This is a genomic window from Amphibacillus sp. Q70 (genome assembly GCF_052055485.1).
Taxonomy (GTDB): Bacteria; Bacillota; Bacilli; order Bacillales; family Amphibacillaceae; genus Amphibacillus.
This window is the reverse complement of the sequence record NZ_CP197171.1, coordinates 3,163,699-3,178,251: the sequence shown is the minus strand read 5'-3', so window position 1 is coordinate 3,178,251 and position 14,553 is coordinate 3,163,699. Positions and strand designations below refer to the sequence as shown.

Annotated in this window: 14 protein-coding genes and 1 other RNA gene; 12 read left to right on the top strand and 3 right to left on the bottom strand. The window is 35.8% G+C overall.

Annotation, left to right across the window (positions count from 1 at the left end; all coding sequences use genetic code 11):
• Positions 1–106: 106 nt before the first annotated feature.
• The 6 genes from ACS127_RS14265 to ACS127_RS14240 all read left to right on the top strand — a co-directional run bounded on the left by ACS127_RS14265 (position 107) and on the right by ACS127_RS14240 (position 4,959).
• A complete protein-coding gene (locus tag ACS127_RS14265) occupies positions 107–664 on the top strand; it encodes an SLOG family protein (protein WP_440895698.1) in 558 nt (185 codons plus the stop codon).
• A gap of 338 nt (positions 665–1,002) precedes the next feature.
• Positions 1,003–1,302 carry a cell division regulator GpsB gene (gene gpsB / locus ACS127_RS14260; protein ID WP_440895697.1) on the top strand — a complete coding sequence of 100 codons (300 nt, stop codon included), beginning with the start codon at positions 1,003–1,005 and terminating at the stop codon, positions 1,300–1,302.
• An 82-nt stretch (positions 1,303–1,384) separates the two neighbouring features.
• Positions 1,385–1,777, top strand: an RNA gene (gene rnpB, locus ACS127_RS14255) — RNase P RNA component class B.
• A gap of 104 nt (positions 1,778–1,881) precedes the next feature.
• Positions 1,882–3,024: a THUMP domain-containing class I SAM-dependent RNA methyltransferase gene (locus ACS127_RS14250; RefSeq protein ID WP_440895696.1), complete on the top strand. Its 1,143-nt coding sequence runs from the start codon at positions 1,882–1,884 to the stop codon at positions 3,022–3,024.
• Between the two features lie 5 nt (positions 3,025–3,029).
• Positions 3,030–4,520, top strand: coding sequence for a carboxypeptidase M32 (locus tag ACS127_RS14245; protein WP_440895695.1), 1,491 nt, complete (start codon positions 3,030–3,032; stop codon positions 4,518–4,520).
• Between the two features lie 166 nt (positions 4,521–4,686).
• Positions 4,687–4,959: a DUF6123 family protein gene (locus ACS127_RS14240; protein WP_440895694.1), complete on the top strand. Its 273-nt coding sequence runs from the start codon at positions 4,687–4,689 to the stop codon at positions 4,957–4,959.
• On the opposite strand, the gene ACS127_RS14235 is transcribed toward ACS127_RS14240, so the two are convergent.
• Complete coding sequence (locus ACS127_RS14235) at positions 4,937–5,356, bottom strand: ribonuclease HI family protein (RefSeq protein ID WP_440895693.1); 420 nt, start codon at positions 5,354–5,356, stop codon at positions 4,937–4,939. The two genes, ACS127_RS14240 and ACS127_RS14235, sit on opposite strands and share 23 nt — an antisense overlap.
• Before the next feature lie 419 nt (positions 5,357–5,775).
• A complete protein-coding gene (locus ACS127_RS14230; protein ID WP_440895692.1) occupies positions 5,776–5,976 on the bottom strand; it encodes a cold-shock protein in 201 nt (66 codons plus the stop codon).
• 223 nt (positions 5,977–6,199) lie between these two features.
• Between ACS127_RS14230 and ACS127_RS14225 the strand changes: the two genes are divergently transcribed.
• A complete protein-coding gene (locus tag ACS127_RS14225) occupies positions 6,200–6,808 on the top strand; it encodes an HD domain-containing protein (RefSeq protein ID WP_440895691.1) in 609 nt (202 codons plus the stop codon).
• Here the strand turns inward: ACS127_RS14225 and ACS127_RS14220 are convergent.
• Positions 6,805–7,830 (bottom strand): C40 family peptidase, encoded by a 1,026-nt coding sequence (locus ACS127_RS14220; RefSeq protein WP_440895690.1) that lies wholly within the window; start codon positions 7,828–7,830, stop codon positions 6,805–6,807. The two genes, ACS127_RS14225 and ACS127_RS14220, sit on opposite strands and share 4 nt — an antisense overlap.
• A gap of 151 nt (positions 7,831–7,981) precedes the next feature.
• On the opposite strand from ACS127_RS14220, the gene ACS127_RS14215 reads away from it, so the two are divergent.
• From ACS127_RS14215 to ACS127_RS14195, 5 genes are all read left to right on the top strand, one after another.
• On the top strand, positions 7,982–8,941 hold the full coding sequence (locus tag ACS127_RS14215; protein ID WP_440895689.1) for a thymidylate synthase: 960 nt from the start codon (positions 7,982–7,984) through the stop codon (positions 8,939–8,941).
• 12 nt (positions 8,942–8,953) lie between these two features.
• Positions 8,954–9,442: a dihydrofolate reductase gene (locus tag ACS127_RS14210; RefSeq protein WP_440895688.1), complete on the top strand. Its 489-nt coding sequence runs from the start codon at positions 8,954–8,956 to the stop codon at positions 9,440–9,442.
• Positions 9,443–9,453: 11 nt separating this feature from the next.
• Complete coding sequence (locus ACS127_RS14205) at positions 9,454–9,672, top strand: YozE family protein (protein ID WP_440895687.1); 219 nt, start codon at positions 9,454–9,456, stop codon at positions 9,670–9,672.
• 382 nt (positions 9,673–10,054) lie between these two features.
• Complete coding sequence (locus tag ACS127_RS14200) at positions 10,055–11,209, top strand: exonuclease SbcCD subunit D (protein WP_440895686.1); 1,155 nt, start codon at positions 10,055–10,057, stop codon at positions 11,207–11,209.
• Between the two features lies 1 nt (position 11,210).
• A complete protein-coding gene (locus ACS127_RS14195; protein WP_440895685.1) occupies positions 11,211–14,324 on the top strand; it encodes an AAA family ATPase in 3,114 nt (1,037 codons plus the stop codon).
• Positions 14,325–14,553: the final 229 nt, after the last annotated feature.

The following is a 14,553-nucleotide window of genomic DNA, read 5'->3' as shown; positions in this document are numbered from 1 at the left end:
AGAAAAGAGCTGGGTAAGTCAACCAGCTCTTTTAATCAATTCTCATTATCTCGAATGAAAATATTTTTGTTACAAATAATATTAATAATGAAAGGTCACATAATAAATGAGAAAAATTATGGCAGTAACGGGTTATAAATCATATGAATTAAATGTCAGATCAGCTAATGACCAACGATTAACTTATATAAAATATGCACTCAAACAAAGGATCATTGCTTTTATCGAAAATGGTGGTGAATGGATTATTACATCTGGTCAATTAGGCATTGAATTATGGGCTTGTGAAATAGTGGACGAGCTAAAACAAGATTATGACATTAAGTATGCGATTATCCCTCCTTTTAATAATCAAGATAAAAAATGGGCAGAAGCTGATCAACAATTATATCAACGACTTATACATACCGCTGACTACTATGCTTTGCTGTATAAAGATGACTATAAAGGACCTGGTCAATTTACAGCTAAAAATCAGTGGCTAATTGAAAAAAGTGATTGTTGTTTGATTCTTGTTGATGATGAGTATCCAGGAAGTGTCAGCTATTTTTTAGAACAAGCTAAACCATATAGTGAAGTAAATGATTACCTTATCGACTATATAACCAGTTTTGACTTAAATGAAGTCATTAACGAAATTCAGCCAAATGATTTAAATTCTTAATTTACTAATGCGATAAAAGAATGTTAGTAAAATTGATTAGGAAAGAAATTGGCTTTTAACGAGAACATCCTCAATTAACTTTATCTGCAAATATCACTGCTCAAGTGAGACTTCGATTCACACCATTGAAGTTACTTTTTCATGAAAAACAAAACCTATTTCGGCTGTAGGCATAAAAGCGAATGCTTATTAATAAAATACAAAAAGCCTAATTCCTGTCGCTATATTTACTGAAATTTTAATGGAATAATTTTGACTAAACTTAAATATAAATTTAATTGACATTTAGCAGAAAGTTTGAAAAAATGTACAATAGGGTTGTTAAATATGAGGTGAGAATGATGACTACAGAAAACCAATTAAATGTGAAAGATATTTTAGATAAAAATTTTAAGACAGCCATGAGAGGTTATAATCAAGAAGAAGTGGATCAATTTCTGGATGTAATTATTCAGGATTATGAATTCTTCACTCAGCAGATTGAACAATTAACGAAAGAAAATGACACATTAAAATCAAGAACAGAACAGACAAGAACAAGAGTAACACCATCAAACCATCAAGTTAATTATGATATTTTGAAGCGTGTATCCAATCTTGAAAAAGCGGTTTTTGGTAAAAAGTATACAGACGAGTAAAATTGGTATCAATTGGCGGATGTTTAGCGATTCATTATATGCTATAATTGTTAGTAGCGTTTATAAAGATCATAAATAATGAATGTTTTAGTAATCGCTATAAGCACTTAATGCTTATAGAGGAAAGTCCATGCTCACACAAGCTGAGATGCTTGTAGTGTTCGTGCTTGATGAATTCATAAATCAAGGAAGTTGATACTCAACTTACGGCGGGAAAAATAACTAAGTCTATTTATAGATATGTTTGCTTTCCATAAAAGTGCCACAGTGACGTAGCTAAATTGGAAACGATTTAGGTGGAACGAGGTAAACCCCACGAGTGAGCAACCCAAATTATGGTAGGGGCATCTTGGAATAGGGAAATGAACCGAAACAAGGATTCATCACTGATGTGATGGATAGATAGATGATTACGACTAATTGTACAAGGCTGACCACCGCATGAGTACGTTAGCACAGAACATGGCTTATAAAACATTCATTGGTCCTATGATGTTTACGTAAACCTTCCGATGACAATTCTAGTCATTGGAAGGTTTTTTATTTTATTTAAAATGTTGAGATGGAAGAAGTGACATAATGAAAAAAACAGTTAAATTACTAGCTACTGCTGCAATGGGGTTAGAGGCTGTAGTTGCTAAAGAAGTGCGAGCATTAGGTTATGAGGATGTCATCGTAGAAAATGGTAAGGTTATGTTCGAAGCTGACTTAGCCGCCATTCCACGATGTAATTTATGGTTAAGAACAGCAGATCGGATCAAGATCATTGTTGGTGAATTTGAAGCTAAAAGCTTTGATGGGCTTTTTGAAGGAACAAAAGCTTTAGATTGGGAACAATATATCCCGGAGGAAGGAAACTTCCCTGTGATCGGGAAATCAGTTAAATCAACTTTATTCAGTGTGCCAGATTGTCAGAAAATTGTTAAAAAAGCTGTCGCTGAAAAATTAAAGCAAAAGCATGGGGTTGCGATCCAGATGCCAGAGACAGGGGCAGTGTACCGAATTGAGGTAGCTATATTGAAAGATATCGCAACATTAACGATTGATACCTCAGGAGTAGGTCTACATAAACGTGGCTATCGTGTCGGACAAGGAGAGGCACCGCTAAAAGAAACGTTAGCTGCTGCACTTGTTCAATTAACCAATTGGAAACCCGATTTTCCCTTAATCGACCTATTTTGTGGTTCAGGAACGATTTTAATTGAAGCTGCTTTAATTGGACAAAACATTGCTCCTGGCTTTAATCGTGAATTTGCTAGTGAAGGTTGGGAGTTAATAAATGACCAGCTTTGGGAGAATGCTTTTGAAGAGGCAGAACAATTAGCGAATTATGATCAAATCTTAGATATTACCGGCTCTGACCTTGATCCTAAAGTCATTGAGATTGCGAAACAGAATGCCATTGAGGCTGGTTTAGCTGAACTTATTAATTGGAAACAGATGAATGCTCGAGATTTTTATCCCAAAAGGAATAATGGTTATTTAATTACAAATCCTCCTTATGGTGAACGTTTAAATAATAAGGAAGAAGTGAGTCAAATCTATCGTGACCTTGGTGAAACTATGCGACAGAATCCAAGTTGGAGCAACTATGTTTTAACATCTAACGAGAATTTTGAAAAATTATATGGTGCAAAAGCTACGAAAAAGCGAAAATTATTTAATGGCTTTATTAAAGTGGATTACTACCAATATTTTGGTAAATATATTAAAAAGGACTGAACTAGATGACTTCTGCTGAACAAAAGTTTATTGACCTGATGAAACAATTAACGGCTTATAATGAAGCCATTGCATTAATTCATTGGGATCTAAGAACCAAGATACCTAAAAAAGGAATGGATCAACGATCTGAAACGATTGGTTTATTATCTGAAAAGGTACACCAATTGAAAACGTCAGATCAAATGAGACAGTTGCTTGATCAATTGAAAACAGAAAAGACCTCATCAGTTATTGAAAAAGCAGTTGAAGAATGTGAAAAAGAATATCAGAAATATCACAAAATTCCTAATGAAGAATTAGTTGAGTTTATTACCATGAGTTCTAAGTCAGAAACAGTCTGGCAAGAAGCTCGTGAAAAGAATGATTTTTCAATCTTGCAACCTTATTTAGAAAAACTCGTTGCCTTCAATAAAAAGTTCGCCGTATACCGTGGATATCAAGATAATAAGTATGAAGGATTATTAAATGATTATGAGCCGGGTTTAACGACAGCTGTACTTGATCGTGTGTTTGGACAATTAAAAACGGCATTAATCGAACTGGTCCAAAAAATCAATCAATCTTCAGTTAAAGTGGATGCAGATAGATTGCTAAAACATTTTCCTAAAAAAGACCAGGAAGGATTCTCTTTAGCTATCTTAGACAAGATGGGTTATGACTTTGATGCTGGGCGATTAGATGAGACAATCCACCCTTTTGCGACCGGTATTAATCCTAATGATGTTCGTGTTACAACACGATATGATGAGCAAGATTTTAAAACAGCTGTTTTTGGAACGATTCATGAAGGTGGACATGCGCTTTATGAACAAAACATTGATGCTGATCTTTATCAAACTGTTCTAGCAGGCGGTACATCAATGGGCATTCATGAATCACAGTCTTTATTTTGGGAAAATTTTATCGGACGGAGTCAATCGTTTTGGCAAAGTCATTTTGAATTGTTTAAAAAATATGCACCAGCAACTTTTCATTCCATTGATTTCGACACATTTTATCAAGCGATTAATCAAGTTAAACCAAGTATGATTAGGATAGAAGCAGATGAATTAACCTATTCATTGCATATTATTATGCGTTATGAGTTAGAAAAAGCTTTAATTGATGGTGATTTAAAAGTTAAAGATTTACCTGAAGCTTGGAATCAAAAAATGGAGGATTATCTTGGGGTTCGACCAGCAAATGATCGAGAAGGTGTGTTACAGGACATTCATTGGGCAGCTGGTGATTTCGGTTATTTCCCTACCTATGCCTTAGGCTATATGTATGCAGCTCAATTGTATGGTACGATTCAGGAACAAATAAATTTAGATAATATGATTCGCTCGGGTGATTTTGAACCGATTAAAGCATGGTTAACAGAACATATCCATCGTCATGGTAAAATGAAAAAACCATTAGAAATGATTGAACAAGTAACTGGAGAAGGCTTAAATCCAGACTATTTAATTCAATATTTAACTGAAAAATATTCAAAGATTTATCAAATTTAACAATTAGCTAAGCTGTCTAATCCAAGATCAACCATTGCTTGAGATTAGACCGCTTTTAATCAGTATATTAAGAACGTGCGTTTGCTTTCACTTTCATTTTTCCGCATCTTATACTATACTATGGATAACCAATGATAAATTGAAAAGTGGAAGTAGGGGATCGATTGTGAAAAGCCATCAATCTCTGGCGGATTATTTAGAATACTTATGGGATAAAGGGTTTAAATTAACCGATGAACAAGTTCGGTTTATTTATTTTGCTAAAAAATATACCAATTCTAATGAATGGTTGTCCTGTGTCGCACTCGAAATCACCTTAAAATTACAGCTTTATTTTAATGGTTCGTTTTATATTAGTCTATTAGAAGTATTAAATGAATTTAAAGTGAAGACGCGTAAAGACGTTAACCAAGTGCTTAAACAGAAGGGTATTTGTTGACAGATTGGCTTTTGGCTTGAATCGCTTGTCGAGCTAAACGGTCGGCATGCTTATTATGCTGTTCTGGAATCCATTTAATAAAACAATAGGGAAAAGAGTCCATTTTAGTTTGAGCTTCTATAAGTAAGCTCTGAAAAGGTTCCTTCTTATAATAACCTTTGTCAATAACATCAACAACAAGCTTTGAATCTGATCGAATGGATAGTATTTCATTTGGGAAATGAGTTTGGCAGTAATCAAGTACATGAATGAGTGCTTGAAACTCTGCTTGATGGTTTGTGCTCAGACCAATATAAGCATAGCCTTCTAAATGCATCTTGGCATTTTTAATTGTAAAACCAATCCCGCTTGGTCCGGGATATCCAGCCGAAGCGCCATCTATATAAATTTCTAACATGTTTAACACGATCCTTTAGCAAAACTTACTTTCACTCACTGGCACATAGATGTGTTGACTTTGACGTTCCCATAGGACGTGGGGATTTAAGTCAAAGCTCCTTTGAAAGCACTAGTTTTACTTATACTTAGTACTTTAAAATGTTCACTTCATCATATAAACAGCTTTGGGACTGGGCGTCAGAATAAGAAAGACATTTATTCTTATACGATCAAACAAATAAAAGATTTTATTGACGATCGTATAAGCAAAATGATGGCATTCACCCTAAAGACTTGGCGATGGAGCCAAGTTTTGCTAACATTGTAAATAATAAAGTAGCACTTATTTAGTGCGATTACTCGCCCATCCCAAATAGCCGTTATAATTTTATATTAAGGTGTAAAAAACGGTGACAAAAAAGCCACCGTTTTAGCTCATTATTCTTTTACGACATTTGCAGCTTGAGGACCACGATCACCTTCAACAATTTCGAAGGTAACTTTTTGACCTTCTTCCAGTGTTTTAAATCCTTCTTCTTGGATGGCAGAATAATGTACGAATACATCATCTCCTTCTTCGAGCTGGATGAAACCATATCCTTTTTCTGCATTAAACCATTTGACACTACCATTTTGCATGTACATAATCCTCCTAAATTCGCACCGTTTGGTGTAAGATAAATACAAACAAGATGACATAAAAAAGACCTTAAGCAAGGGTAGGATCTTTCCTATTCCACCACTTCACTTAAGGCTAATAAAATTGATCCTAGACATCTTCTTTGCTTACTTTAATGGTAGCTTATTCAACATAAAAGGTCAAGCAACCCAACATAATTTTGTATAAACGGAGTGTGATAAAATGAATCAATCAACTGAGCAAATCAATCTGATTAAAGCTTATGTTTCAGATGCTTTTCTGAATGATACAAGTGGACATGATTTTGAACACATGAAACGAGTTGCACACTTAGCCAAAAAAATAGCAATAGATGAAAAAGAGAACCCAAAACTCTGTGAAATAGCAGGCTGGGTTCATGATTTAATTGACGATAAATTGGTTGAAAATGTAGCAAACAGTAAAGCAGATTTGCATGCATTGTTGAAGCGTGCTGGCTTAACAATCGAAGAGTGCCAATCTGTTTTCCAAGCGATTGAAGCCGTATCTTTCAGAAAAAGTCAAACACCTAAAACCCAAATTGGCAAAATAGTTCAAGATGCTGATCGTTTAGATGCCTTAGGAGCAATTGGTATTGCACGAGCGTTTAGTTATGGTTCGATAAAAGGTCAACCTATCTATGGCTTAGACGGTCATTCTACTTTAGAACATTTCTCTAACAAGCTCTTTAAGCTTAAAGATTTACTTCATACCCGTTATGCTAAAGAACTGGCAATCGAGCGACACCAAGTACTTAAACAATTTTATCTTCAATTTAAAAAAGAATGGCATGAAGCAAATGATCTGGATTAATCAAGATGAATGCGACGGCTTCCTAAATATCTTGTATTCCAATATTGTTCACTTAGCTCGGAAGTAGTTACCCCTTTTGATTCACTAGCATGAATGAATTGGTTATTACCTAGATAAATGCCAATATGTGACGGACCAGTTTTATAGGTTTCAAAGAAGACTAAATCCCCAATAGATGGTTGATCAACAGGAACGGTTTGATGCCAGATTTCAGAAACCGTCCGGGGGATTGCGATCGTTTGCTGTTGAAAAGCATATTGAACAAACCCGCTGCAATCAAACCCTGTTGGTGTATCACCACCCCATTGATAGCGAACGCCGGTTTGTGATTTGGCAGCTTCAATGACCTTTTCCATTTGAGCATTTGTATTATTTTTTTTAACAGCTATGGGTTCAGAGGCTTGAGTGCTGGATTCTTTCTCTGACTGATCTTGTTCGCTGTCTACTTTTTCTATTTTCGATTCAGTCGTTATGGTCTCAACAAGTTCTTCGGAAACAGCTGGGGTTTCTTCAAATCCAAATGTTCGCTGTGCATCCAATAAAGCTGTTTCTGTCAGAGGTCCAAAAATACCGTCGACAGTATCTTCCAGGAAACCTAAATAATATAAGGCGCGTTGTAATGCTACAATCTGATCTGATTGATCACCATAGTATAGGGGTTCTTCAATACTTGTTAGTTGATTTAAGTAATAGTTTTGTTCTACTTCAATGATGGCTTCAATCGTTTGTTTATTCAAGGATCCATTTCCATCAATCGCATGGTCCTCTTGGAACTTCTTTAATGCATACTCTGTGAACAAACCATATTCACCATCAATCGTGTCGTCAAAATACTTTAAATCATTAAGTTTATGCTGAATGATTCGGACAACAGGGCTGTGATCTCCATAAGCAATTAAGTGCTCGCCTTCTTCAATCAGCCATTGATTTTGTAGCATGGGATAGGCATCGATATATGTGGCAAAGGGTTGACTAAAGATGTAACTATAAGCAACTGACTGCTTAATGATGTTTTGAGCCATTAATTAAATGCCTCCTTTAAAATTAAGCTAACAAAAAATTGATCTCCGATAAATTATATTCACTACAATTGTAATAAATGAATCTTGAACGTATTGTTAAAATTCTGTAATATGAAACTAAGGTATTTGATTATTAGGGGGAGGAATATAGATGTCAAAAAATGAACAAGCGTACCTAGATTTATGCCAAGCAGTATTGGACCAAGGAAATAAAAAAGGGGATCGAACAGGTACGGGAACACGCTCCATTTTTGGAGCCCAAATGCGCTTTAATTTACAGGAAGGCTTTCCTTTGCTAACAACGAAAAAAGTGAATTTTAAACTTATTGCCACAGAATTAATTTGGTTCATTCGTGGTGATACAAATATTCAATATTTATTAAAAAATAACAATAACATTTGGAATGAGTGGGCTTTCAAAAAATGGGTGGAGAGTGAAGAATATAAAGGACCAGATATGACTAATTTTGGTCATCGCAGTTTAACAGATGTGACTTTTAATGAACAATATCAAAAACAAATAGCACAATTCAAAGAGCGAATTATCGAGGATGATGATTTTGCTAGAAAATATGGCGAGCTGGGTCCAGTGTATGGCAAGCAGTGGCGTGAGTGGAAGACATCAACTGGGGAAACAATTGATCAATTAAAAGAGGTTATTGAAGGAATCCAAACAAACCCTGATTCACGTCGTCACTTAGTAACTGCCTGGAATCCAGAAGATGTTCCTTCTAACATGGCATTACCACCATGTCATGCTCTGTTCCAATTTTATGTTGCTGATGGAAAACTATCTTGTCAGTTGTATCAAAGAAGTGCTGATATCTTTTTAGGCGTACCATTTAACATTGCTAGTTACGCTCTATTGACACATTTAATTGCCTTTGAGTGTGGTTTAGAGGTTGGTGAATTTGTGCATACATTAGGTGATGCTCATATTTACCAAAATCACATCGATCAGGTCAATGAACAACTTTCAAGAACAAGTTACGCCTTACCCGAATTAAAAATCAATCCGAATTTGTCGTCAATCTTTGATGTTGAACTGGCCGATTTATCAATTGAAAACTATCAATCACATCCAGCTATTAAAGCACCAATTGCTGTTTAAGGAGGGGATTAGATGATTTCAATGATTTTTGCTCATGATCAAAATTACTTAATTGGAAAGGACAACTGGATGCCATGGAATATCCCCAACGATTTAGGTTATTTTAAAGCCATGACAACTGGCAAAACAATTATTATGGGGAGGAAAACTTTTGAATCTTTTGGCAAGCCATTACCTAACAGACACCATCTTATCCTTACCCGTAACCAGGATTATCAGGCTGAGGGATGTGAGGTTTTTCATGAGATTCAGGAGCTGCTTGATTATGCTGACAAGCGTCCCGATGAAGAAATTGTTGTTATTGGTGGAGCCGAGATTTATCAATTATTTTTACCCGTGGCAGATCGTCTCTATATAACCTATATTGATGAAACTTTTGAAGGGGATACCTATCTTCCCAAAATTGATTTGACTAAATGGCGGTTAACCTCCAAGGAAAAAGGAATAAAAAATGAAGAGAATCCTTATGACTATTATTTTCTTCAATATGACCGTAAGTAGAGGAGGTTGCTATGACATCTTTTTATAAATACATGATGCGCTATCGTGGGGCAAAGAAGACGACTGATGAGCGAAAGCTGGCTGATTGGATGTACTATGATCATGAGTTCCCTAAACACAGCCAATCCTACGATGAAATCAGTCAATATTTAGAGTGGAATATTCCATTTAACGATGCGATTTATTTATTTGACCAATTATGGCAGGATTACTTAGAAGTTAGAAATTAAAATTACCAATCATAAAACGAAACTTCAATCAGTGGGAGTTGGGCCTACAGGACGTCGCGAACTTAGTCTGTGTCCCTTAATACCCACTGATTGTTAAGGAACACAAGCTAACGTCTTCGCGTCCTGGGACTCAGAATAAGAAAACCCCTTATTCTTGCGGTGTAAAGCTCCGTAGTTTTCCTTAGTACGGTTACTCGTCCCACCGAAACCTATTGTTGCCCCGAGTTTTACGGACGGTTATCTGTGATAATAAGTGGGAGATAAATTCTCCCCTTAAATGGTTTTAGCCTGTCTAGCTTGAAATCACAGTGAAGACATTTACTTGCCTGTATACTTTTTCTCTGAAAATATAACAGATTAATGAACAAGGAGGAGGGATCGAATGCGAATTTTACATACAGCTGATTGGCATTTGGGTAAAATTGTGAATGGTGTACATATGACTGAAGATCAGGCCTATGTGTTAGAACAATTTTTCGAATTGATAAAAGAATATTCACCTGATGTTGTCATTATCGCTGGGGATATTTATGATCGTTCCATTCCGCCAAAAGAAGCGGTGGAACTGCTAGATCAAACATTCACTCGCTTAATTAAAAACTTTGATATTCCGATCCTTGTGATTTCTGGTAACCATGACAGCCCAGATCGATTGCAATTCGGAAGTCAATTGTTTCGAAATCAGCAACTTTATATTGAATCGAGATTTGAACTACCAATCGAACAGTTAACGTTTACAGATGAAGCGGGACCTGTTCATTTTTATCTAATCCCATATTTTGAACCCGCTGATGTTCAGAACATCTTTCCAGAACAGCAAATAGACTCCCATCAGGAGGCAATGGAAGCTGTTATTGATTCGATTACAGAAACAATCAATCGTAAGGAACGCCATGTATGCATCGCTCATGCCTTTTTAGCTGGAGGTATGGAATCGGACTCTGAGCACCGACTTTCAATGATCGGCGGGAGCCCCTATATTGATGTTAATGTCTTTAACGCTTTTGATTATGTCGCACTCGGTCATTTACATCAACCGCAAAAAATTAAAACGGATCATATCCAATATAGCGGATCACTGTTAAAATACTCATTCTCTGAGGCCAACCAGAAGAAGTCTATCACAGTCATTGATATAAACGATAAGGGGGAGATTGAGTATCAACGAATTCCCTTGCAGCCCAAGCGTGATATGCGAGTGATCAAAGGATATTTTGATCAGTTATTGAACTCATCACGTTATCCAGCATCGGAAGATTATTTACATATTCGTTTATTAGATGATGGCCAATTGCTTGATCCAATTAGTCAATTACGCAAAAAATTCCCAAATATTCTACGCTTAGAAAAAGTACTAAAACAATCCGATCGAAGCCTTGACCAATTAGAACGTGTCAAACAAAGAAAGCGACTATCTGAAATTGAGTTATTTGAAGCATTCTATCAAGAGATGACCGATGAAAGGTTATCTGATAAACGTAAAACTATTGTTAATCAGGTTATTGACCAATTAACCAAAGAAGAAAGGGGACAGTAAAATGCGCGTCTTAACATTAACTTTATCTGCGTTTGGTCCCTATAAAGAAAAACAGGTCATTGATTTTAGCCAATTAGGTGATGAATCCATCTTTCTAATTACAGGACCAACTGGTGCAGGGAAAACAACGATATTTGATGCCATTTGTTACGCCTTATACGGCAAAGCAAGTGGCAGTGATCGAGATCACGATACATTACGAAGTGATTTTGCTGCAACAAATCAGTCAACTGAAGTGAGTTTGCAATTTGAATTGCATCAATCAATCTATTTAATCAAACGGAAACCCAAACAAACACGACCGAAAAGCCGTGGTGAAGGAGTAATAGAAGAGCCTGCCACTGCGAGTTTGTATCAAATCATTGATCAACAAGAAAAGCTCCTCCATAGTAAAGTAAAAGAGGTCAATGAAACGGTGGAAGCATTACTTGGATTAGATTATGGACAATTCTTGAAAATGATTATGATCCCGCAAGGGGAATTTAGAAAATTAATCAGTGAGAACAGTCATGAACGAGAAAAGATCTTACAAAAAATTTTCCGAACCCACATTTATCAAAACATAACCCATCAACTCCAACAACAAACAAAAGAGCTACTCGATCTTCTCAAACAGCTTGAACAAAAAAGATTCGATCAGTTTAGTCAAGTGGAATGGAGTCAAGATGAAGAAACACGTGAAAACTGGACCATTGAGCAACACTCTGACGCATTAACACTGCTAATGAAGCAAATGGAGCAAGAATATCAAGCGCAAAATGAGCAATATCTTAAGAAAAAAGAAGCCTATACACTAGCACAAGCACAATATCGCAAATCAGAGCAACTGGTTAGCGACTTTAATAATCTGGAACAATTAAAAGAAAAGAAACAGCAATTGGTTGAGCAAGAGGAACAAATTGACCAATTAAAAATTAATTTTGAACAAGCTAAGAAAGCTGCACAACTTGAGGCTTATGAAGAACAACTTAAAACACGAGAACAAGAAGCACTAGAAGGTGAGAGTAAACTTCAAGTTTTAACGAACGAATTAAAACATGAAAGAGAATTATTGAAGCAAAAAGAGAAGCTATTTATTGAATTAAAGCAAGACTATCAATTAAAGCAAACAGAACTTCACACACTTAATCAGTTGCAAAAACAAGGGGAATCCTGGGCAAAAGCAATCGAGATTAAACAGTTAATTGACCAGAAGCAGATTGAGCAAAAGCAATTGAATGAGAAATTGACCGCTCAACGAGAAAAAAGTGAACAGGTAAAAAATCAGCTAAAAGACATTGATCAAGCTTTAGAGAAGCAACTTCTTCTAACAGAGCGTGCTGTCACTTTAAAGCAACAAGTCACAGCCAGTGAGGAAAGATTGGATAAGATCGAGCGCCTTAAAACAGCTTTCAATGAATTGACGGCACTTGAAGAAAACTATGAAAAAACAGATAGATCTTATCAGCAGATTAATCAACAATTAATTGAGGAAAAGAATCGATTAAAAGCGTATGAGAATGAACAACAACAGCATTTAGCTAGCCTACTTGCACAGGGGTTAGTCGCTGGTGATCCATGTCCCGTATGTGGATCAAAAGAACACCCTGAGTTGATTAATAAAAGAGAGGATCCAGCAAAAAAGCAGGATAAAGATAAATATCTTGAAGCGATTGCTGGACTTGAACAGTCACAGAGGGAAAGGCAAGAACAATTCATTGAAATAAAAGCCAAAAGGCAAACTCAACAGCAGTTAGTGACTGAATTGGCTTTATTCTTTGAATTAAGTGCCGACCAGCTAAATCTTCAATTAATTGAAGATAACATCATAGCTAGTCAAGAGGACAGGGATAAGGATAAAGAGAATTTACGTTTATTAAACAAAGAACTAACGGCCTTAAATGATAAAAGACAATTGAAAAAAACACTGTATGATCGACTCCAACAGTTTGAACACGAACAAGAACGGCTAGTTAACGAATTAAAGCAACATGATCAAGAGCTATCGACATTAATGGGTGAGAGGAACTCATACTTAAAAGATTGCCCAGAAACTGAGTTAAGCATTGAACAATGGCAAGAAAAACAACAAACCGAGCAAAGTAAATTAGATCAATGGTTTACGACCTTTTCTGATCAAGAAACTGAGTTTGATAAGTTAACTGAGAAAGTAAATACGCTAGCAGCAACACACCATGCTCAAGAACAATTTACTATGCAACTTAAAAAGAGTTTTGATCAAGCCAAACACGCATTTGAACAACAGCTCAATCATATTGGCTTTACGAACCAGCATACCTATTTGTTAGCCAAGAGGTCAGCAGAAGAACGCCAACACATGGAGCAACAGCTTAACAATTATCAAGACCAATTCAATCGTGTCGATAGTCAAATCCAACAATTAGAGGAAATCCTAAAAGATAAAGAAAAACCAAATCTTCAACTATTACAAAAAGACTTGGAACAAGTCCAAGAAGATTATGAGCATGTGATTCGTCTCATTGAACAGTTAAAAGAAAAGCAGGCAAAGCATCAACAGATTCAAGAAACAGTTACGCAATTAAATCAGGAATTTAATCAAGCAGACCGAGACTTTCGTGATATTTCTGCTTTAGCAAATATGGCTAGTGGAGATAATCATTTGAAATTATCATTTGAACGTTATGTATTATCAGCATTCTTAGATGAAATTTTACTACAAGCTAACTTAAGATTGGATAAAATAAGTGACCACAGGTATGTACTGTTAAGAAGTGATCAACTTGCTAAACATGGAGCCAAAAGTGGTCTTGATTTGGAAGTTTATGATCAACACACAGGAAAAGTCCGATCTGTAAAAACATTATCGGGCGGCGAAGGATTCCAAGCTTCATTATGTTTAGCTCTCGGAATGGCTGATGTTGTCCGGGCACATGCAGGTGGTGTACAACTAGATACCCTATTCATCGATGAAGGTTTCGGTACATTAGATGATGTCTCCCTTGAACAAGCCATCGAAACATTAAAGGGATTACAACAATCCAGTCGTGTCTTAGGTATTATTTCACACGTGAATCAATTGAAAGAAGAAATTCATGCCAAATTAGAAATTACAGCAACACCACAAGGATCAACAGCACAGTTTCAATACAAATGAATGAACATTTTTAAACATTAATCTTAAAATACGTTTTCTATCTTTTTGTTTTTTCCCGCATAAAAATATGGCTTTTTGCTTAGATTTGATTGAGGACTCTAATCATAACAAAAAATAATCTTTATGCGGGTTTTTTAATATTTCGAATATCATTTATAGATTTATCGAAGTGTGAAACTCAAGTGTTTTATTACATTGTAATTACACAAAAAACAATTAAGATCAATGA